At 72.0% G+C, this 20,251-nt stretch carries 16 protein-coding genes; 2 read left to right on the forward strand and 14 right to left on the reverse strand.

What is annotated here, in order from left to right; translation table 11 throughout:
- Positions 1 to 19: 19 nt before the first annotated feature.
- The 5 genes from SACE_RS34725 to SACE_RS34745 all read right to left on the reverse strand — a co-directional run bounded on the left by SACE_RS34725 (position 20) and on the right by SACE_RS34745 (position 5,876).
- Positions 20 to 856 (reverse strand): ABC transporter permease, encoded by an 837-nt coding sequence (locus tag SACE_RS34725; protein WP_009944543.1) that lies wholly within the window; start codon positions 854 to 856, stop codon positions 20 to 22.
- Positions 853 to 1,728, reverse strand: a complete 876-nt coding sequence (locus SACE_RS34730; protein WP_009944542.1) for an ABC transporter ATP-binding protein — start codon at positions 1,726 to 1,728, stop codon at positions 853 to 855. The genes SACE_RS34725 and SACE_RS34730 overlap by 4 nt, the downstream gene beginning before the upstream one ends.
- A 9-nt stretch (positions 1,729 to 1,737) precedes the next feature.
- The gene (locus tag SACE_RS34735) at positions 1,738 to 2,118 is read right to left on the reverse strand and encodes a GntR family transcriptional regulator (protein ID WP_009944541.1); all 381 of its coding nucleotides are present in this window, start codon (positions 2,116 to 2,118) and stop codon (positions 1,738 to 1,740) included.
- A 194-nt stretch (positions 2,119 to 2,312) separates the two neighbouring features.
- Positions 2,313 to 4,709: an ATP-binding protein gene (locus SACE_RS34740; RefSeq protein ID WP_009944540.1), complete on the reverse strand. Its 2,397-nt coding sequence runs from the start codon at positions 4,707 to 4,709 to the stop codon at positions 2,313 to 2,315.
- A 534-nt stretch (positions 4,710 to 5,243) separates the two neighbouring features.
- Positions 5,244 to 5,876, reverse strand: a complete 633-nt coding sequence (locus SACE_RS34745; protein ID WP_009944538.1) for a TetR/AcrR family transcriptional regulator — start codon at positions 5,874 to 5,876, stop codon at positions 5,244 to 5,246.
- A 201-nt stretch (positions 5,877 to 6,077) separates the two neighbouring features.
- On the opposite strand from SACE_RS34745, the gene SACE_RS34750 reads away from it, so the two are divergent.
- Entirely contained in the window at positions 6,078 to 7,304 is a 1,227-nt protein-coding gene (locus SACE_RS34750) for an MFS transporter (protein WP_009944537.1), read from the forward strand.
- Positions 7,305 to 7,402: 98 nt separating this feature from the next.
- On the opposite strand, the gene clpB is transcribed toward SACE_RS34750, so the two are convergent.
- The 7 genes from clpB to SACE_RS34780 all read right to left on the reverse strand — a co-directional run bounded on the left by clpB (position 7,403) and on the right by SACE_RS34780 (position 16,405).
- Complete coding sequence (gene clpB / locus SACE_RS34755; protein WP_009944536.1) at positions 7,403 to 9,985, reverse strand: ATP-dependent chaperone ClpB; 2,583 nt, start codon at positions 9,983 to 9,985, stop codon at positions 7,403 to 7,405.
- Positions 9,986 to 10,180: 195 nt separating this feature from the next.
- Entirely contained in the window at positions 10,181 to 11,005 is an 825-nt protein-coding gene (locus tag SACE_RS34760) for a YceI family protein (RefSeq protein ID WP_009944535.1), read from the reverse strand.
- An 11-nt stretch (positions 11,006 to 11,016) separates the two neighbouring features.
- Positions 11,017 to 12,672, reverse strand: a complete 1,656-nt coding sequence (locus SACE_RS40410) for an MFS transporter (protein ID WP_011875275.1) — start codon at positions 12,670 to 12,672, stop codon at positions 11,017 to 11,019.
- Positions 12,597 to 13,580 (reverse strand): MFS transporter, encoded by a 984-nt coding sequence (locus SACE_RS40415; protein ID WP_011875276.1) that lies wholly within the window; start codon positions 13,578 to 13,580, stop codon positions 12,597 to 12,599. The genes SACE_RS40410 and SACE_RS40415 overlap by 76 nt, the downstream gene beginning before the upstream one ends.
- Positions 13,580 to 14,287 carry a MarR family winged helix-turn-helix transcriptional regulator gene (locus SACE_RS34770; protein ID WP_009944533.1) on the reverse strand — a complete coding sequence of 236 codons (708 nt, stop codon included), beginning with the start codon at positions 14,285 to 14,287 and terminating at the stop codon, positions 13,580 to 13,582. The genes SACE_RS40415 and SACE_RS34770 overlap by 1 nt, the downstream gene beginning before the upstream one ends.
- Before the next feature lie 591 nt (positions 14,288 to 14,878).
- A complete protein-coding gene (locus SACE_RS34775) occupies positions 14,879 to 15,370 on the reverse strand; it encodes a MarR family winged helix-turn-helix transcriptional regulator (protein ID WP_009944532.1) in 492 nt (163 codons plus the stop codon).
- Between the two features lie 231 nt (positions 15,371 to 15,601).
- Positions 15,602 to 16,405, reverse strand: coding sequence for a pyridoxamine 5'-phosphate oxidase family protein (locus tag SACE_RS34780; protein ID WP_009944531.1), 804 nt, complete (start codon positions 16,403 to 16,405; stop codon positions 15,602 to 15,604).
- Positions 16,406 to 16,842: 437 nt separating this feature from the next.
- Between SACE_RS34780 and SACE_RS34785 the strand changes: the two genes are divergently transcribed.
- Positions 16,843 to 17,946 carry an FAD-binding oxidoreductase gene (locus tag SACE_RS34785; RefSeq protein ID WP_009944529.1) on the forward strand — a complete coding sequence of 368 codons (1,104 nt, stop codon included), beginning with the start codon at positions 16,843 to 16,845 and terminating at the stop codon, positions 17,944 to 17,946.
- Between the two features lie 659 nt (positions 17,947 to 18,605).
- On the opposite strand, the gene SACE_RS34790 is transcribed toward SACE_RS34785, so the two are convergent.
- Positions 18,606 to 19,067: a heat shock protein transcriptional repressor HspR gene (locus tag SACE_RS34790; protein WP_009944528.1), complete on the reverse strand. Its 462-nt coding sequence runs from the start codon at positions 19,065 to 19,067 to the stop codon at positions 18,606 to 18,608.
- A 3-nt stretch (positions 19,068 to 19,070) separates the two neighbouring features.
- Positions 19,071 to 20,243, reverse strand: a complete 1,173-nt coding sequence (dnaJ, locus tag SACE_RS34795) for a molecular chaperone DnaJ (protein ID WP_009944527.1) — start codon at positions 20,241 to 20,243, stop codon at positions 19,071 to 19,073.
- Positions 20,244 to 20,251 lie beyond the last annotated feature (8 nt).

Below are 20,251 nucleotides of genomic sequence, written 5' to 3' on the forward strand. Positions count from 1 at the left end.
CGGGTTTTCCCTTCCAGGGTCAGGCGGTCTTGCGGTTCAGCCACCAGAAGGCGGCGACCAGGCAGACCATGACGAGACCGAGGTGGATGCCCGCCTCGACGACCTGGAAGGTCCAGAACCGCTCGGCGGGGTGGTAGGTGTACGCCCAGGTGCTCACGCCCGTGTCCGGCGAGTAGCCGGCGGGACCCGACTGGCTGTAGACGATGAAGTCGTCGCGGAGCGACTCCCCGGTCGTGGGGGCCAGGCGGCCGTCCTCGACCTGGGTGCGGTGCAGCGGCGCCATGTAGTGGGGTCGCAGGTAGCCGAGCGCGCTGAACACGACGGCCGAACCGACCAGCGCCGCCACCATCGCGGGCACGGTCCGCTTCAGCACGGTGCCCGCGAGGACGCCGAAGGCGAACGCGAACAGGCAGCTCGCCGGGAACACCACGACGCCCTGGTTGAAGATGCGGAACCAGCCCTCCTCCGGCACCAGCGGCGCGAACCAGAGCATGTGCGTCGCCGAGTACAGCGTGCTGATCAGCAGGATCGCACCGCCGACGAGCAGGACCTCGGTGCGCAGCCAGTGCGTGCGCGACACGCCCTGCGTCCAGGCGTAGCGGAAGGTGCGGCGCTCCAGCTCGCGGGAAACCAGCGGGGCACCGGCGAACATGCCGACCAGCAGCGGCAGCAGCATGAAGCCGCACACGTCCTCGCCGGCCTTGACCAGCCGCGCGAACCCGGAGGCGAAGGTGTAGACGGTGCGGGCGTCGCTGCCGAGCGGCCCGGAGAGCAGGTAGACCGCGACGATCGCGAGGAACAGCGCGGTGAACGCCGCGACGGCGAACCGGTGCCGGCGCCAGGTCAACCAGATCACGCGGCGACCTCCTGCCGTCCCGGCGCGGACAGGTAGTGCATGACCAGCGACTCGAGGTTGACCGGCTGGACGTCGTGGACGGCACCGGCAGGCGGGCGCCCGCGCACCAGCAGCGACACCGCGCCGCGGTCGTCCTCGCGGTGCAGGACCTCGCCGGAGATCGCCCCCACCACGCCCTCCACCGCGTCGGCGGTGGTGGTCAGCAGGTGGTGCTCCTCCAGCAGGTCGTCGATGTCGGCGGCGAGCTTGACCGTGCCGCGGTCGAGCACCACGAGGTGGTCGCAGAGCCGCTCCAGCTCCGAGACCACGTGCGAGGACAGCACGACGGTGCAGTCCCACTCCGCCTTGGTCGCCATCAGCACGCTCATCAGCTCGCGCCGGGCCAGCGGGTCCAGGCTGGCCACCGGCTCGTCGAGGATGAGCAGGTCCGGCTTCTTGGCCAGCGCCACCGCGAGCGCGACCTGCGCGCGCTGACCGCCGGAAAGGCCGCCGACCTTGCGGTCCAGCGGGATGCCCAGCTCGCCGAGCCGGTCCAGCGCGATCCGCTCGTCCCAGCGGCGGTTGAGCACCCGCCCGGCCCTGAGCATCTCCCGGACCTTGAAGTCGCGGTAGAGCGAGTGCTCCTGGTCGATGTAGGCCACCCGCTCCAGCACGGTGCCAGGGCCGACGCGCTCACCGAGCAGGTGCAGCTCGCCCTCGGTCGGGCGCAGCAGCCCGACCGCCAGGTTCATCAGCGTCGACTTGCCTGCGCCGTTGGGCCCGACCAGGCCGACGACGCGGCCCGCGGGCACCTCCAGCGAGCAGTGCCGCAAACCCCATCTGCGGCCGTACCGCTTGCCCAGGTCGACCGCGGAGATCGCGGTTTCTGTCATGCGTCCCCCTCAGGACTTGAAGTCGTGCAGCACCGTCGCCACGAGAGCGGCGATGCCGTCGGAATCCATGCCGGCCCGGTATGCCTCGGCCAGCCACCGCTCCAGGCCGGCACGCAGCTCGGCCTGCTTGTCGGCGGGCAGGCCGGTCAGGCCGCGCTCGACGAAGGTGCCCTGGCCGGGGCGGCCCTTCACCAGCCCCTTGTGCTCCAGCTCGCGGTAGGCCTTGAGCACCGTGTTCGGGTTGATCACCAGCCGCTTGGCGACGTCCTTGACGGTCGGCAGCCGGTCGCCGACGCGCAGCCGCCCCAGCCGCAGCGCGTGCTCGACCTGGTGCACGAGCTGCCGGTAGGGCGGCACGCCCGAACCGGTGTCGACCCTGAACTCGATCAAGCACCTTCTCCTAACGTACTAATTACCTATGACCATAGGATAATCAGACTGCGATCTTGGTCAAGCCACAGTCCCGAAATCGGCCTCTGAACAGCGAAAACCGCCCCAAGACGGAATTCGGGGCGGTGATTGCGGGGTAGTACGAGTCAGTCGAGGCGACCGTGCGCGCGGGGTCGAGGCGTTTACTTCGGCCGTCAGCCGCCTGGCTCGGTCTCGTCGGCGCTCGCCAGACGGACCGGCACGAGCTGCGCCACGGCTTCGCGACTGGAGACGCCCCACTTGTTGAGGACGTTCTGCACGTGGGTTTCCACGGTGCGCGGGGAGAGCACCAGCCTGGCCGCGATCTCGCGGTTGGTGAGGTTGTGCGCGACCAGCCGCGCGACCTCGGTCTCGCGGCGCGTCAACACGACGTCGCCCGGCACGGGCGTCGCCGTCCCCTCCAGGGACGCGATGATCCGCAGGACCATCCGCACGATCTCGGCGTGGTCCCGGCGCGGGGAGGCGCCGCCGCGGGACGCCGCGCCGGCCGAGCGCCCCTGCTCGTAGGCGGTGTCGAAGGCGCGCCGGCCGATCGCGGCGATCACCCGGTCGCAGGCCGCGGTGTGCCGCGCGCTGAACACCCCGAGCCCGAAGAGGTCGGCCCCCACCGCGTCCTGCAACGCCCGGGCGGCGCCGAAGACCTGCGCCGCCGCCCGGTTGTGGCCCAGCGACTCCAGCGCCCACGCGCACAGCTCGACGAACCACGGCGGGCCCCACGCGTCCTCGATGTCGAGCTGGGTGCGCAGCGCGGCACGCAGCCGGGGCAACGCGCGCTCGGGATGGCCCTGGCCGGTCTCGGCGACGGCCAGCGGCCACACCGCCCAGCTCTGCGCCCACCGCGCGCCGTGCCGGTCCGCGTCGGCGACCAGCTCGCGGCCCGCGGACAGCGCCTCCTGCGGGTCGTCGCGGTAGCTGGCCAGGAACACCGCGCGGAACAGCGAGATCATGTGGACCGTGCCGCCGGGGGCACCGACGCGGCGTGCCGCGTCGAGGGCGTTGGCCAGCACCTCGGCCGACTCCGCCGAAGCCGCGGCGAACCCGAGGTAGGTGCCCCGGGCGTACTCCACGGCCGCCGCGGCACCGGGGTCGTCGGTCCGCTCCAGCGCGCGTTCGGCGTTGGCCAGCACCTCTCGCCCGCTGCGCGCGCCGAGCCCCTGGGAGACCACGATGACCGTGGTGTGCGCCCACGCCACGGCCTCGACCTCGGGCGGCGCCTCGGCTGGCAGCGCCAGGATCCGCCGGAACCAGTCCACGCCCTCGGGCAGCAGGCCGTCGTAGCACCAGATCCGCAGCGCCCCCAGGTCGCACAGCAGCAGCAGGGCGTCGGTCTTGCGGTTTCCGGTCTCGCACCACGACAGCGCGGCCCGCACGTTGGGCATCTCCCGGCCCATGCCCTGCAGCGCCTCGATCTCGCGTTCCGAGTACCAGCCGCGGGCGGCGTCGTGGGCCAGCAGGCGGTAGTAGCCGAGGTGGCGATCGGCGATCCGCGACTCCTCACCGGCCGCGCGGAGCCGGTCGAGTCCGGTCTGCCGCAGCGTTTCCAGCATCTGGTAGCGGCCGTCGCGGCCGAGCGTGAGCACCGAGCGGTCGACCAGTTCCAGCAGCAGTTCGTCCACCGGGGCGCCGCCGAGGTCGTCACCTCCGACGTGTTCGGCCGCGGCGAGCGTGAAACCGTCGCGGAAGACCGACAGGCGCCGCCAGAGCCGCTGCTGTTCGGGCGGGCACGACTCGTAGGTCCACCACATCACCGAGCGCAGCGCCGCCAGCGGCGCAGGCACGCTCTTGCCGTCATCGGTCAGCTCGTGCAGCCAGCGGCGCACCATCGCGGCCAGCGACGGCAGGCTCGCGCCGCGCAACCGGCATGCGACCAGCTCGATCGACAGCGGCAGGCCGTCGAGCAACCGGACGATCTCGACGACCAGCGGTCTCGTCGAGGCGTCCAGGACGAAACCCGGTGCGCTGCGGACCGCGTGCACCCGGAACAGCTCCACCGCCTCGGAGGCGTCGGCCCGATCGGGCGCGGCGTCCGCCGCCGGCACCTCCAGCGGTCCCAGGCGCAGGTCGTACTCGCCGCAGGCGTGCAGGCCCAGGCTCCGCCGCGAGGTGGCCAGCACCGACAGGCCGGGAGCGGCGCGCAGCAGGTCCGTCAGGGAGCGGCCCACCGGCTCGACGAGTTCCTCGCAGTTGTCCAGCACGAGCAGGACGCGGCGGTCGCCGAGGTGCTCCACGACGCGTTCGGCGCGCGGGCGCTGGTCGTGGCGGCGCAGGCCCAGGGCCCGGCCGATCGCCTCCATGACGACGTCGTCCCCGCCGCTCACCCCGGCCAGCTCGACGAGCTTGACCTCGTCGTAGTGGCCCTGGTCGCGCTCCTGGCGCGCCAGCCGGACGGCGAGGCGCGTCTTGCCCGCACCGCCGATCCCGGTCAGCACGAGCAGCCGCCCCTCGCCCGCGGCCTCCCTGCCCGAAGCCAGCCACCGGGCGCCCTCGGTCAGCGCCTCCGCACGGCCGACGAACCGCGTGACCTCCGCGGGTAGCTCCCCCGCCCTGCTCACACTGCCCAACCTCCTTCGAACGCGGAGGTCAACTCTAGTCAGCGGCCACTACGTACTCACTAAACTCCGTGCCCCCCTCAGTAGCGGTTGCGGATGTGGGGCCCGGCCCTCGCGTGCTGAGGTGTCTGCCGGTGTTCACGTGATCACTTCGGGCCGTCGTGCCCGGACGCGTCCGCGGCGGTCGCCGCGCGCCACAACCACGACGCGGTGGTGTCCTGGTGATCAGCATCGCGATGTTCCAGGCCCACCCGTGCGCGGGCGGCCGGCGAGCCGCGGCGCACCGCACAACCCGGCAGGCAGCGACGTGGCCCGAGGCCGTGCGCACCGCGTGCCCGGCGTATGGGGGTACGCCGGGCACCCACCCCCGATGGGCGGGCGCGCAGTCCCCGGGCCGCGGCTTGCCGGCGCGGAGGTCGTTTCGCCGAAGTCCTCCCGCTTCCGCCAGCCGCGGGCGTGAGCTGCTTCGCCGGAGTCTCCCGCTTCCGCCAGCCGCGGGCGCGGACGGCCCTTCGCCGGAGAATCCTGGTTCCGCCGTCAGCCGCGGGCGCGGCTGTCGCACATCGCGCGCCACTCGTCCACGTCGGGCGCGGGAGTCGGCAGCGGCCCGGCGCGGTCGTCGCGCAGCCCCTGCAGGACCAGGGTCAGGTAGCGGGCGCGCAGCTCGGCCCGGCGGTCCTCGCCGATCGGCAGCTTCGGGTTGAGGTGCTTGAACAGCAGCGGGATGTCGGTCCAGTGCACGTCGGCGCGCATCGCGCCGGACCGCTGCGCCGCCGTGACGATCCGCTCGACGAGCTCGGCCATCCGGTCCTGCAACAGCAGGAACTCGTCGGAGTGGACGTGCAGCTCGTCGACCGGCGGGAGCACGGTGCCGATCGGCGTCTCCGCGCCCAGGCAGCGGGACATGAAACGGACCAGGGCCGCCCAGGCGTCGGACTCCTCGGACAGCGCGGCCTCCGCCTCGGCGATGATGCGGCGCAGGGAGGCCATGCGGACCGCCTCGGCGAGCGCCTGCTTGCTCGGATAGCGGCGGTACACGCTGGCCACCCCGACCCCCGCGCGCTTGGCGACCTCCGACATCGGAGCCGCGAAGCCCTGCTCGCCGAACACCTCGCGAGCAGCGGCGATGACCCGGTCGTCGTACGAGACCGTCTTACCAGGGGCCGCCATCCCCCCACGATACCCCGGAGCGGAACCATCCGTTCCGCAGGTGGACGAACAGGGCGAACCGGACCCGTCGGCAGACGACTTCCTCGCGCCCGCCGAGCCCGACTGATCACGACGTGAAAGTTTTCCACGCGGAGCGGAATACTTCGTTCCGCCGCGGGCGTTGCTCCGGAACGGAATGATCCGTTCCGAGGGAGACCCGACATGACCACGCAGGAGCTCGCCCCCACCCCCGGTCGCAGCACCGCCGCGCCGCCGCGGCGGCTGCCCAGATCGCTCTCCTTCTGGCTGGTGGGCGGCATCCTGTGCGTCTTCCTGATGGCCTCCACCGCGCCGTCCCCGATGTACTCGATCTACCAGCAGCGCTGGGGCTTCACCACGACCGTGCTCACCGAGGTGTTCGCGGTGTACGCGGTGGCGATCCTGGTGTCACTGATCATGTTCGGCTCGCTGTCGGACCACGTCGGCCGCAGGCCGGTGCTGCTGGTCTCGCTGTTGGTGGAGATCGTCTCGGTGATCGTGCTGGCCACGGCGCCCGCGGTGGGCTGGCTCTACCTCGGCCGCATCCTCCAGGGCCTGGCGACGGGCGCGGCGACCAGCGCGGTCAGCGGCGCCCTGCTGGACTTCCAGCCTCCCGGCACCAACCGCGGACCACTGATCAACGGCGTCTCGGCGAGCCTGGGCATGGCGCTCGGTTCGCTGATGGCCGGGGCGCTGGTGCAGTACGCGCCCGGCCCCACCACCCTGAGCTACGTGGTGATCCTGATCGGGCTGGCCGCCGCGGTGCCCGCCGTGCTCGCCATGCCCGAGCGGGTGACCGGCAGCGGGCGCACGTGGCGCGAGCTGCTGCGCCCGCAGCGACCGACGGTTCCCGCCGGACGCGGCCGCGACTTCGCGCTGCTGGCGACCACGATGCTCGCGGCCTGGACGGTCGGCGGCATGTACATGTCGCTGGGTCCGTCGGTGGCCAAGGGCATGGTCAGCGGGGCGCCGTACCTGGTGGGCGGGCTCGCGGTGGCGACGCTCGCCGGGGTCGGGGGACTGGCGCAGCTGGTGTTCTCCGGGTGGCCGGGCAGGCGCGCGGTGCTGGTCGCGACGCCCCTGCTCATCGCGTCGCTGGCGGGGGTGGCGACCTCGGTCGTCGCGAGCAGCCCGGTGCTGTTCTTCGCCGCCTCGATCGTGCTCGGCGTCGGCTGGGGAATGATGTTCATGGGCGGTTTCCGGCTGCTCACCGCCATGGCCACCCCGGAGCACCGGGCGGGCACCTCGGCGATGATCTACGTCGTGGCCTACCTGTCGGCCGGAGTTCCCAGCGTCACCCTGGGATTCCTCACCACCGCCTTCGGCCTGACCGCGGCGACCGTGGTGTTCGCGGCGGCGGCCGGGACTTTCGCTGCGGTCGCCGGGATCTCCACGCTGGCCCGGCGCTGACACCGCGTGCGAGCCGGTTCACAGGGCGCAGATGGCGAAAAGCCGGTCAGCGCGGTGCGCGCAGGGGGCGGTTCCGGACAGAACCGCCCCCTGCGTCGTCAGGCAGACTCGACGACCAGCGCCGAGCTGTCGTCGTTGGTGTCCACCCGCACCTTGTCGCCCTCGCGGATCTCGCCGCCCAGCAGCTTCTTCGCGAGCTGGTCGCCGATGGCCGACTGCACCAGCCGCCGCAACGGCCGGGCGCCGAAGACCGGGTCGAAGCCGTTGAGCGCCAGCCAGTCGCGAGCCGCGGGCTGCACGTCCAGCACCAGCCTGCGCTGGGCCAGCCGCTGCGCCAGCCGCTCCACCTGGATGTCCACGATGGACGTCAGCTCCTCGGTCGACAGCGCGTGGAACACCACGACGTCGTCGAGCCGGTTGAGGAACTCCGGCTTGAAGTGCTGGTGCACCACCGCCCGGACGGCCTCGTCGCGCTGCTGCTCGGTGAGGTTGGGGTCGGCGATCGCCTGCGACCCCAGGTTCGAGGTCAGCACCAGGATCGTGCTGCGGAAGTCCACCGTCCGGCCCTGGCCGTCGGTCAGCCTGCCGTCGTCGAGGGCCTGCAACAGCACGTCGAAGACGTCCTGGTGCGCCTTCTCCACCTCGTCGAACAGCACCACCGAGTACGGGCGGCGGCGCACCGACTCGGTGAGCTGGCCGCCCTGGTCGTAACCGACGTAGCCGGGCGGCGCACCGACCAGGCGCGCGACCGAGTGCTTCTCGGAGTACTCGCTCATGTCGATGCGGACCATCGCCCGGTCGTCGTCGAACAGGAAGCCCGCCAGCGCCTTGGCCAGCTCGGTCTTGCCCACGCCGGTGGGCCCCAGGAACATGAACGAGCCCGTGGGCCGGTCCGGGTCGGACACGCCCGCGCGCGCCCGGCGCACCGCGTCGGAGACCGCGCGCACCGCCTCGGCCTGGCCGACGACGCGGGCGGAGAGCTCGTCCTCCATCCGCAGCAGCTTGGTCGTCTCGCCCTCCAGCAGCCGGCCCGCGGGGATGCCCGTCCACGCGCTCACCACGTCGGCGACGTCGTCGGGCGTGACCTCCTCCTGCAGCATCGCCTTGTGCCTGCTCTGGGCCGCGGTGGCCGAGTCGAGCTCCTTCTCCAGCGTCGGGATCCGGCCGTAGCGCAGCTCGGCGGCCTTGCCGAGGTCGCCGTCGCGCTCGGCGCGCTCGGACTCGCCGCGCAGCTGCTCGAGCTGGGTCTTGAGCACGCGGATCTTGTCGATCGACTCCTTCTCGCCCTGCCAGCGCGCGGTCAGCTCGGACAGCTTCTCGCGCCGGTCGGCCAGCTCGGAGCGCAGCGCGGCCAGCCGGTCCAGCGACGCCGGGTCCTCCTCCTTGGCCAGCGCCATCTCCTCGATCTCCAGCCTGCGCACGGCCCGCTCGACCTCGTCGATCTCCACCGGACGGGAGTCGATCTCCATGCGCAGCCGGGACGCGGCCTCGTCGACGAGGTCGATGGCCTTGTCCGGCAGGAACCGCGCGGTGATGTAGCGGTCGGAGAGGGTGGCGGCGGCGACCAGCGCGCCGTCGGTGATCCGCACACCGTGGTGGACCTCGTAGCGCTCCTTGAGGCCGCGCAGGATGGCGACGGTGTCCTCCGGGCTCGGCTCGCCGACCAGCACCTGCTGGAACCGGCGCTCCAGGGCCGCGTCGGTCTCGATGTGCTCGCGGTACTCGTCGAGGGTCGTGGCGCCGACCATGCGCAGCTCGCCGCGGGCGAGCATCGGCTTGATCATGTTGCCCGCGTCCATCGCGCCCTCACCGGTCGCGCCCGCGCCGACGATGGTGTGCAGCTCGTCGATGAAGGTGATGATCTGGCCCGCCGACTCGGTGATCTCCTTGAGCACCGCCTTGAGGCGTTCCTCGAACTCGCCCCGGTACTTCGCGCCCGCGACCATCGAGCCCAGGTCCAGCGACACCACCCGCTTGCCGCGCAGCGACTCCGGCACGTCGCCGGCCACGATCCGCTGGGCCAGCCCCTCGACGATGGCGGTCTTGCCGACGCCGGGCTCGCCGATCAGCACCGGGTTGTTCTTGGTGCGCCGGGACAGCACCTGCACGACGCGGCGGATCTCGGCGTCGCGGCCGATCACCGGGTCGACGTCACCGCGGCGGGCGCGGTCGGTGAGGTCCTGGCCGTACTTCTCCAGCGCCTTGTAGGTGCCCTCGGGATCGGGGCTGGACACCCGGGCGGAGCCGCGCACCTTGGCGAAGGCGTCCTTGAGCGCCTCCGGCGTGGCGCCGTGCTTGCGCAGCAGGTCGGCGACCTGGCCGCCCTCGGTCGCCAGCCCGACGAGCAGGTGCTCGGTGGAGACGTAGTCGTCGCCCATCTCGGTGGCCAGGTGCTGGCCGTGGGTCAGCGACCTGACCGCCTCGCGCGAGAGCTGCGGCGCGGAGACGGTGGAGCCGCTGGCCGCCGGGAGGGCGTTGATGATCCGTTCCAGCTCGGAGCGCACCTCGGCGGGGTCGGCGTCGACCGCGGACAGCAGCGGCGCGGTGAGCCCGTCGCCCTGGGCGAGCAGGGCGCCGAGCAGGTGGGCGGGCGTGACGTCGGGATTGCCCGCGACGGTCGCGGCCTGCGCCGCCGAAGAGATCGCCTGCTGGGTCTTCGTGGTCGGGTTGAAAGCGTCCATTCCTCACCTCGTCGCACTTGCCTGCCACCCGGTACCCCGCCGCCGTCACGAGCCGGCGTTAGGAAAGTTGAGCGGCCCGCACTCAAGTCTAGCGGCAAGAAGAGGCGCGTGCAGCCACCCGCCGGTGACCGCACGCGCCTCGGATGCTCCCGCAACCCCCGGGGAGCCGATGACCAGCCCTTCCGCCGCACGGCCTCAGCCCTGCCGGACCGCCTGGATGTCGATGTCGACGCGCAACGTGGTGCCGATGGCGGCGATGCCCGTGCGCAGCGCCTGGTTGAAGTTCATCGCGAAGTCCTCCCGGCGCAGCTGCACCGACGCCGAAGCCGAAGCCCGAGTACCGCCCCACGGGTCCGGCCCCACGCCTGCGAAGCGGGTGTCCAGCCGCACCTGCCTGCTCACCCCGCACAGCATCAGGACGCCGTCGAGGTCCCAGGCGTCGCCGCCGCGGGGGCGCAGCGCGGTCGAGCGGAACGCGATCTCCGGGTAGCGCTCGACGTCGAGGAAGTCCGCGCCGCGCAGGTGCTCGTCGCGCTGCTCGTTGGCCGTGTCGATGCTCCTGGCGTCGATCACGACCTCCACGACCGACGTCTCGATCGGGTTGCCGACGTGGACGTCACCGGTGAAGTCGGTGAAGCGGCCGTGGATGCTGCTGATCCCCAGATGCCGCGCGCTGGCCCGGATCGACGAGTGCACCGGGTCGATCCGCCACCGCCCCGGCGCGGGCAGGTCGAACCCACCGGCCTGCCGCAGCTCGACCACTCCGAGCGCCGCCGCCCGGCCCTCGTGCACCATCGTCGTCCGCGCCACCGGCTCGTAGCCGAGCGCGGTGATGATCGTGGTGTAGGTGCCCGCGGGCAGCCCGGCGGCGACCGCCGAGCCGTCGTCGTCGCCCAGAACCCTGGCGACCTGCGCGCCCGCCGGGTCGATGACAGTCAGCGCGGCGCCGGGCACCGGCCAGCCGTCGCCGGCGCGCACGGTGGCGGTCACCGCGCCGTGGCCGTTGTCCATGTTCAGCATGCCCTTCCTGCTCAGTTCCCGGGGTGGCCCAGCTCGACGTCGTGGGCGACCTGCTCGCCCGCGACCCGCAGCGACGACGCGACCGGCGGATAGCCGGTGGCGATGACGGTGTACTCGCCCTCCGGCAGGTCGGTGAACTCGTAGCCGCCGTCGGCACCGGTGGTGGCCGCCGCGACGACCACGCCGTCGACGTCCAGCAGGGTGACCCTGGCGTCGGGCACCGGGGCGTCGAGCCCGGGAGCCCGCACGACGCCGCTGAGCGTCGTGCCGGCCTGCAACGCCACGTCCAGCTGCACCTGCTCGCCGTCGTCGACGTGGACCGAGGTCGCCGTCGGGCGGTAGCCGTCGGCGGTGACGGTCAGCGCGTACACGCCGCCGACCAGACCGCCGAACACGTACCGGCCGCCCTCGCCGGTGGCGCAGGAACCGATGACCTCGCCCCGGACGTCGGTGAGCAGCACCATCGCGCCGGAGACCTCCCGCGCGCCGGCGCGGACCACGCCGCTGACCCCGCCCGCGCCGAACATCCGCACGTCGTGGGCCACCGGCCGGTCGCCGATCACGACCATCGACGCGGTCGGCTGGTAGCTGCCGCCGGAGGCGATCAGCACGTAGCTGCCGCCGTGCGGGACCGCGAGGCGGTAGCGGCCGTCGCCCGAGGTGCGCACCCGGCCCGCCTGGCGCCCGCTGGAGTCGGTGAGGGTGAGCACCACGCCCTCGACCGGAGCGCCGGAAGCGTCTGTCACCGAACCGTGTAGGTGGAGATCGTCGAGGATTCCCGTCAACTGCACTCCTTCGGTGGTGTACGGCCGCGGCCTCACCGGCTCTGACCAGGCATCGGACCCGTTGTTCACAGAGTTGTCCACAGGTTCGCGGCGGCTGTGCACAGTGCCTTCGCGCACACCCCCAACCTGGGGATAGCCGCTGGTGGCGGCGGCTTCGTGCGCGCTGGTATCCACCGACTTGTCCACAGATTCGGCGGAGTTGTCCACAGCCCCCTGCGCGGGCTGTGAATCAACCGTGGTGCGCAGCGGGACCTCCTTGATGAACAGCACAGCTAGCAGCGTCACCACGGAGATGCACGCGGACACGAGGAAGATGTCCCCGATCGCGTCTCCGTAGGCGGCCCGGACCACGACCTGGACGGGCGCTGGCAGCGAGTCGATGTCGAGCGAACCGCCTCCGCCCGCTCCGGAGGCGGCGGGCGTTCCGGCCAGTCCCGCCACGATGTAGTCCGAGACGCGCGTCGCGAGGATCGCGCCCAGCACCGAGACGCCCGCCGAGCCGCCCAGCGTCCGGAAGAACGTCACGACCGAGGTGACCGACCCCATGTCCCGGCTGTCGGTGGTGTTCTGCACCGCCAGCACGAGGTTCTGCATCAGCGCGCCGACGCCGATGCCCATCATGGCCAGGTAGCAGCCGACCAGCACCAGGTTCGTCTCGTGGTCGATCGTGCTCAGCAGCGCCATCCCGGCCACCAGCACGATGCCGCCGCCGACCAGGAACGGCTTGATGCGCCCGGTGCGGCGGGAGATGATCTGGCCGGAGATCGTCGAGGACAGGAACAGCCCGCCGACCATCGGCAGCGTCATCAGGCCGGCGTGGGTGGGGCTGAAGCTGCGCGCGATCTGGAAGTACTGGCCCAGGAAGACCGCGCCGCCGAACATCGCCGTACCGACCGCGACGGTGCCGATCGTGGCCAGGTGACGGTGCCGTTGCGGAACATCCGCAGCGGCACGATCGGCTCGCCGACCCTGCTCTCGATGATCACCGCCACGACCAGCGCCGCCACGCCGCCACCGACGAGGGCGGCGGTCTCCGGCGAGGCCCAGGCGAACTGCTTGCCCGCCATCGACACCCAGACCAGCAGCAGGCTCACACCGCCGACGAGGAACAGCGCGCCGAACCAGTCGATCTTGATGGGGCGCTTGACGACCGGCAGCTTCAGCGTGCGGCCCAGGACGATGAACGCGATGACCGCGATCGGCACCGTGACCCAGAAGCACCAGCGCCAGCCCAGCCACGGGGTGTCGACGATGACGCCGCCGACCAGCGGTCCGCTGACCGTGGCCACCGCGAAGGTCGCGCCGATGTAGCCGCTGTAGCGGCCGCGCTCGCGCGGCGAGACCATCGCGGCGATCACGACCTGGATCAGCGCCTGCAGCCCGCCCATGCCGATGCCCTGCACCGCGCGGAAGCCGATCAGCACCGGCATCGACTGCGCGAAGCCGCCGAGCACCGAGCCGACCGTGAAGATCGTGATGGCGAGCTGGTAGAGCGCCTTCTTGCTGAACAGGTCGGAGAGCTTGCCCCAGATCGGCGTGCTCGCGGTCGAGGTCAGCAGCATCGCGGTGACGACCCAGGTGTACTGGCTCTGGCTGCCGTTCAGATCGGCGAGGATGCGCGGCAGCGCGTTCGACACGATGGTCGAGCTGAGGATGGCGACCAGCAGGGCCAGCATCAGGCCCGACATCGCCTCCATGATCTGCCGGTGGGTCATCGGCTCGGACGTCCCGTCCGCATGCGCGGGCGCGACCCGCTCGGGGGCCGCGTGCCGGATCGTCGAGCTGGTCATCAGGCTCCTTCCGTCGTCGTGGGCGTTTGCGCCGCGGGCGCGGGCGTCGCGGCCGGCGCGGGTTGTCGAGGTGCGGGCCGCTCAGGCGTGGGCCGCTCGGGTGCGGGCGGCTCGGGTGCGGGCGGCTGTGGCGTGGGCCGCTCGGACCCGGGGTGTTCGGGTGCGGGCCGCTCGGCTGCGGGCGTCGCCGCGGAGGACGTGGGCTCCGCGCCGGTGGACGGCTCGGCGCCCCGCCGCGCGTCCGCCGGGACCTCCTCCTGCGCGTGGGCCGCGCGGTGCAGGTCTTTCGCCGCCGTCGACAGGAGGTCGACCAGCCGCCGGACGGCGTCGTCGTCCCACTCGCTCAGCGCCCGGCTGAGCCACTCCGCCTTGCGGCGCTCCAGCGCGGCGAGCGCGCGCTCGCCGTCGGGCGTCGCGCGCAGCAGCGAGACCCGCCGGTCGGCGGGGTCGGGGCGGCGCGTGATCATCCCGGCCTGTTCGAGCTGGTGCACCTGCCTGCTGACCACCGAGGCGTCGACGACCCGGTGCTGGGCGAGGTCGGAGGCCCGGCACTCGCCGCGGTACACGAGCTCGGCCAGCAGACCGGTCGCGGCGTAGGGCACTTCGTCGTTGAACTGGAAGCCTTTCTGCAACGCCACGTGCTTGAGGCCGACCAGGAAGCGCAGCGGGCGCAGCAGCTCGCTGCAGAGTTCAGGCGTGGGTCCCATTGGCTACATCCCTTTAGTTGTTCGAGGCAACTATACAAAGGTTAGTTGCGTTAGGCAACTTGATGGCAGTCGAACGATTGCCGTGTGAGGTGGATCAACAAGAAGGGAGAAGGGGCCGGACCACCAGACCGACACGCGGGCCGACAGCCGCGATCTACGCACCGACAGCCGGATTTGCCCACCGCAGCCGGGACCTACGGCCCAGCAGCCGGATCGGCCCACCGCCGCCGAGACCTGTGGCCTTCAGCCGGAAACCGCGCCACCAGGCGAAGCCGTGCGCCAGCAGCAGAGCCGTGCGCCGCTGCCCAAGCTGCGCGCCGCTACCCCAAGCCGCGCGCCGCCGCCGAAGCCATGTGCCACCAGCCGAAGCCATGTGCCACCGCCCAAGCCGCACGCCGCCGCCCAAGCTGTGCGCCAGCAGCCCGAGCCGTGCGCCGCTATCCCAAGCCATGTGCCAGCAGCGGAACCGTGCCCCACCGCCGATTTCATGCGCGCCAAGACCGCGAGGGCCGCGCAGCGGCTGCCGCCGGGCCCGTCGTCCGCAGGTCACCGCAGGTCGCGGGACCGGCGGCCCGCTCGGCCATCAGAGGGTCACATCATGCCGTTCAGCTTGTTCAGCAGCCGGGCCATGTCCTTGAGGTCCTGCGTGGTCCAGCTCGCGAACTGGCCGTGCAGGTGCTTGCGCCGCTGGTTGCGGACCTGCTCCAGGCGGGCGCGCCCCAGCTCGGAGAGCTGGATGCGCCGGGCCCGGCCGTCGTCGGGGTCGGGCACCCGCTCCAGCAGGTCCAGCTCCACCAGCGTCGCGATCTGCCTGCTCACCGTGGACTTGTCCAGCCGCGTGCGGTCGGCGACGTCCATGCCCCGCAGCGGCCCGTGCTCGTCGACCATCAGCAGCAGGCTGTAGGAGGCCGGGTCGAGGTCCGGGTGCACCTGCTCGGCGACCATGCTCGACACGTTGCGCGCCCGGCGGAACATCATCACGAGCTCGCGTTCGATGGACTCGGCCGCCGTGCGGCGGTCGATGCCCTCGTCCCGCACGCCACCGGCGGAGCCGGCAGCACCGGCCTCTTCCTGCTCGATCACGACTCTCCTACCGTCCGCGCTGGCGCGCTCCGCCGACCGGGGTCGCCCGCACGGCGACCCCGGTGACAGTATCTTGCGAAATGTCTGGCTTGGGCAGGTCGTGGCCCTGATCCCTTCGAGCGAACAGGGACATCCCGCCGAGTGGGAGGGGCCGGTCGACGCGGGAAGCACCACCGTCCCATCGCCCGCCCCTCGGACGCAGCCAGGCCCCGGCCCGGGCGTCGGCGTCGTCTAGCCCGCGCCGACCTCGGCGTCGACGCGGTGCCACGGCCGCGGCGTGCCCTTCGCCTCGAAGTAGTCGCCGCCCTTGCGCTTGATGTCGTCGGTGCCCCAGCTGCGTTGCCGCACGACCGGAGCCATCCGCGGGATGTGCTTGCGGCAGTGCACGTAGGACTCCTCGACCTGCACGACCACCCACCGCTCGGGCGTGCGGCCGCGGTCGAACTCCGCGGGCAGGGCCGGGTGGATGGCCCTCAGGTCCGGGTCCTCGACGATGCGTGCCCTGCCGTTGACGTGCAGACCGATCAGGTCGGACACGAAGTCGCACATCAGGATCCCGATGTGCGGATTCTCACTGATGTTGCCGAGGCTGGCCAGCACGCCGTTGCCCCGGTACTCGGGGTAGGCGATGTGCCGGTCGTCGAGCACCTCGATGAAGCCCGGGGGACCGGCGCGCAGGCTGGAGTCGCACTCGCCACGCGAGTCGGAGGTGGCCACGAAGGCCATCTCCATCCGGGAGATGAACTCCTTCATCTGCGGGTTCAGGTGGTCGAGGACCTGGTCGTCGTAGAAGCGCCGGGCGCGCTTGGCGGTGCCGTATGCGCACTGCAGCAGGTGCTCACCCGCCGACCCGGGCAGCGCGGCGCCCTGGTGACCCTCCGTGAAGGGGTCGTTCGGGTCGTCGGAGCGGTTCGGGGAGTCCGCCCTCGCGGGCGACGGTTGCGGCTGGGACGGCCGCGCGGACGGAGGGTCGGCGAGCTCCAGCTCCAGCAGGTCGTCGTCGGCGGTGCCGCTCGGGGTGAGCTGCGGGAACACGGCTCCGGCCGGGGGGCGCAGGGGACCGGCGGCGGGACGCGCTGCTCCGGTCGTGGAGCGCACAGGGCCGGTCGGGGGACGAGGTGGGCCGGTCGGGGGACGCAAGCGGCCGGTCGGGGGTAAGTGGTCGGGGATCACGCGCCTCACCGTGTCACGCATCGCTTCGTTCGAACAGCGATGGCTACCAGGTTCGCCCAACGGAGACCCGGTTTATCAACAAGACGTAGTTAAAATGCACTCAAAAGTGCCATCAAGGCGCACGCGGCACAGCGGACACGTTAGGGTCCCCCCTAGTCGGGGGACGCTTGGCCGACAGCGACGTGCCCGAACGGTGCGACCGCCTACGTGGAGAAGACTGCGCCCGAACCATGACAGCGAACGCCGTACTGAGCCCCGGTCCTCCCCCGAACCGCGAGCCATCACCCGGGGTCAGCCAGATGGTCCGCCTGATCCGCGAGAGCTGGGCCGAAGTGGAGCCGCAGGCCGATGACGTGGCCAGGTTCTTCTACGGCATGCTCTTCAGCCTCTCCCCGGCAACCCGCGACCTGTTCGCGGTGAACATGGAGGTGCAGCGCAGCCGGTTGCTGCGGGCGCTCGTCCACGTGATCCAGATGGTGGACCGCCCCGACGACCTGCTGCCGTTCCTGCACCAGCTCGGCCGGGACCACCGCAAGTTCGGCGTGGTCTCCGCGCACTACGAGGCGGTGGGGACCGCGCTGCTGGCCTCGATCAAGAAGCACGCGGGCCCGGCGTGGACCGAGAGCGTCGAGCGCGCCTGGGCCGAGGCCTACACCGTGATGGCCTCGGCGATGACCGAAGCGGCGGCCGCCGACGAGGGCCCCGCCTGGTACAACGGCGAGATCGTGCACCACGAGCGGCTGAGCTGGGACGTCGCGATCGTGCGCGTGCAACCCGACCACCCGGTGCCATACCAGCCCGGGCAGTACGTCAGCGTCGAGGTTCCGCAGCGCCCGCGGCTGTGGCGCTACCTCACACCGGCCAACGCGCCGCGCGAGGACGGCACCATGGAGTTCCACATCAAGTCCGTGGAGGGCGGCTGGGTCAGCCGCGCGCTGGTCGGCCACGCCCGGCCGGGCGACACCTGGCGCATCGGTTCCCCGATGGGGCGGCTCAGCGTGGACCGCGAGCGCGACCGGGACGTGCTGATGATCGCCGGAGGCACCGGCCTGACGCCGATGCGCGCGATCATCGACGACCTCGCCCAGTACGGCGACAACCCGCGCGTGCAGCTCTTCTACGGCGGACGCAACCGCGATGACCTCTACGACCTCGAGGGCCTGCAGCGCGTCGCGATGAGCAACCCGTGGCTGACGGTGACGCCAGTGCTGGAGAACGACCCGGGCGCCACCGGCGCCGAGCACGGCACGCTCGCCGACGTCGTGACCCGCTACGGCGCGTGGTCCGAACGCGACGTGCTGGTCAGCGGCTCACCGGCGATGATCCGCGCGACCGTGTCGCGGATGCTGGTCGCGGGCACGCCGCTCGACCACATCCAGTACGACCCGTTCACGCTGGACTGAGCGCGGGGACGTCACGAGGAACGCGGGACGGTCGCAAGGCGGCGGACGTCTCCGCGTGGCCTCCCGGGCAGAGCACATCGTTGGGCGCGGACAGGTCGCTCTGCCTGGGAACGTCGCCGGACCGGTGAGGCCACACGCGACAGCGTCTCGCCGGGGAGGCACCGGACGTCCGTCCAGGCGTGCGACTGCATCTGGGCGACCTTGGTGATTCCGGCGACGCCGGGAGATCGTGGCCGCGGCACACGCCGGGCACAGCCGTGCCGCTCGGTTCCTGGAGAGCGGAGCCAAGATCATCGAGGCCGAATACCGGCAATGCGGACCGGGGCTCACCCGACAGGCAGCGCCACAGCCGCCGCCAAGGCCCGCCGCAGATCACCGCCAGTGCGAGCTGCGGGGTACCGCCAGCCAGCGTTGCGGTCACCCGCGTGCTGTGAGCTACCGGTAGCCCCTACCGGTTTGAGTGCGGCACACACGCCGCAGCGAGAGTCTACTTAGGACGCGGGCGCAGGCCCCGCCTCTGCGTCGGCCCACGGACACATCCGGACCGAACCGCCGCTCCGGCCGACATCGCCAGTCCAGCTAGTCCTGCCGGGTCCGCTCCTGACCCGGTGCCCCCAACATGACAGTGCCGCCCCCGCGTGGGGGGCGGCACGGCGTGGTCAGCGCTTGCGGTCGGGTTTCCAGACGACCAGCGCGGTTTCCTGGCGAACCGGAACGAGGTCGCGGCGGTACGAGGCGTGCACCTGCGCCGCCGCCTGCTCCGCGGCGGCGTGCGCCGCGGCGACCTCGGTCATCAGCTCCTGCACCTTCTCGCGCAGCGCGTCGACCTCGTTCTCCAGTTCGATGATGCGTTTGATGCCCGCGAGGTTGACGCCCTCCTCCTGGGAGAGCCGCTGGACCTCGCGCAGCAGGGCGATGTCACGCGCCGAGTACCGGCGCCCGCCCGCCGCGGTCCGTCCGGGAGAGACCAGGCCGAGCCGGTCGTAGCTGCGCAGCGTCTGGGCGTGCAGCCCGGACAGCTCGGCGGCCACCGAGATCACGAAGACCGGCGTGTCCTCGTTGGCACCTGGCGGGAACCCGACCGTCATGCTCAGCTTCGTGCGACTCCGACCGGTGGTCATGCCTTACCTCCCGAGCAGCTCGTCGAGGTCCCCGCGAGGGTCGTGATCCGCGGTCGCCTCCGCGTACGCGCGCAACGCGTCCTCCGCCTTGCCGTCCAGTTTGGACGGAACGGCGACCTGCAGGGTCACCAGGAGATCCCCTCGGCTGCCGCTCTTGCCCTCCACGCCCTTGCCGCGGACCCGCAGGGTGCGGCCGCTGCTGGTGCCGGGCTGGACCTTCAAGGAGACCTTGCCGTCCAGCGTGGGCACCGTCAACGTGGTTCCAAGGGTGAGTTCGGGAAAAGTGACCGGAACGGTGATCGTGAGGTCGCTGCCGGACCGGCCGAACACGCGGTGCGGGTTGACGTGCACCACCACGTACAGGTCGCCCGCCGCGGCCCCGTGCCTGCCCGGCTCGCCCTGACCGGCCAGCCGGATCCGCTGGCCGTCGGAGACGCCCTGCGGAATGCGGACGGTCAGGGTGCGGGTGCGGGTGCTGACTCCCTCGCCCCGGCACTCCGGGCACGGGTCGTCGATGATCTGCCCGCGTCCGCGGCAGTCCGGGCACGGCTCGCTGAAGGCGAAAGCGCCCTGGTTGCGCGTCACGAGCCCCGCCCCCGCGCACGTGGCGCAGCTGTGGGGCCGGGTGCCGGGACGCGCGCCCGACCCGTGGCAGGTCGCGCACGTCGCCGGGCTCGACAGGCGGAGCGGCACGGTCGCGCCGCGCACCGACTCGGTGAAGTCGATGGTCACCTCGGTCTCGACGTCGGCGCCGCGCCGGGGGCGGTTGGCCGAAGTGGCACCGCCGCGGCGGTTGCCGAACAGGCCGCCGAAGAGGTCACCGATGCCACCGCCGGCCTGCGCGCCGCCGAACAGGTCGCCGAGGTCGAAGCCGCCGGTGCCGGTACCGGCACCGAAGCCGCCGAAGCCGCCACCGCCCTGGCCGCTGCCGAACCCGGCACCGAACAGCCTGCGGGCCTCGTCGTACTGCTTGCGCTTCTCCGGGTCGGAGAGCACGCCGTACGCCTCGGAAACGGCCTTGAACTTGGCTTCGGCCCTGCTGTTACCGGGGTTGGCGTCGGGGTGGTTCTCCCGCGCCAGCTTCCGGTAGGACTTCTTGATCTCGTCCGCCGAAGCGTCGGAAGAGACGCCCAGCTCGGCGTAGAAATCCTTGTCGAGCCATTCCCTTGCACTCACTGGACGCC

It is taken from the genome of Saccharopolyspora erythraea NRRL 2338, assembly GCF_000062885.1.
GTDB classification, from domain to species: Bacteria; Actinomycetota; Actinomycetes; order Mycobacteriales; family Pseudonocardiaceae; genus Saccharopolyspora_D; species Saccharopolyspora_D erythraea.

Excerpts from the sequence above, each read along its gene's own strand:
- SACE_RS34745 (WP_009944538.1), bottom strand. The coding sequence starts at position 5,876 with ATGGCGGCCCCTGGTAAGACGGTCTCGTACGACGACCGGGTCATCGCC.
- SACE_RS34750 (WP_009944537.1), top strand. The coding sequence starts at position 6,078 with ATGACCACGCAGGAGCTCGCCCCCACCCCCGGTCGCAGCACCGCCGCG.
- SACE_RS34770 (WP_009944533.1), bottom strand. The coding sequence starts at position 14,287 with ATGGGACCCACGCCTGAACTCTGCAGCGAGCTGCTGCGCCCGCTGCGC.
- SACE_RS34730 (WP_009944542.1), bottom strand. The coding sequence starts at position 1,728 with ATGACAGAAACCGCGATCTCCGCGGTCGACCTGGGCAAGCGGTACGGC.
- SACE_RS34790 (WP_009944528.1), bottom strand. The coding sequence starts at position 19,067 with ATGACCACCGGTCGGAGTCGCACGAAGCTGAGCATGACGGTCGGGTTC.
- SACE_RS40415 (WP_011875276.1), bottom strand. The coding sequence starts at position 13,580 with ATGACCAGCTCGACGATCCGGCACGCGGCCCCCGAGCGGGTCGCGCCC.
- clpB (WP_009944536.1), bottom strand. The coding sequence starts at position 9,985 with ATGGACGCTTTCAACCCGACCACGAAGACCCAGCAGGCGATCTCTTCG.
- SACE_RS34760 (WP_009944535.1), bottom strand. The coding sequence starts at position 11,005 with ATGCTGAACATGGACAACGGCCACGGCGCGGTGACCGCCACCGTGCGC.
- SACE_RS34785 (WP_009944529.1), top strand. The coding sequence starts at position 16,843 with ATGGTCCGCCTGATCCGCGAGAGCTGGGCCGAAGTGGAGCCGCAGGCC.
- SACE_RS40410 (WP_011875275.1), bottom strand. The coding sequence starts at position 12,672 with ATGTTCGGCGGCGCGGTCTTCCTGGGCCAGTACTTCCAGATCGCGCGC.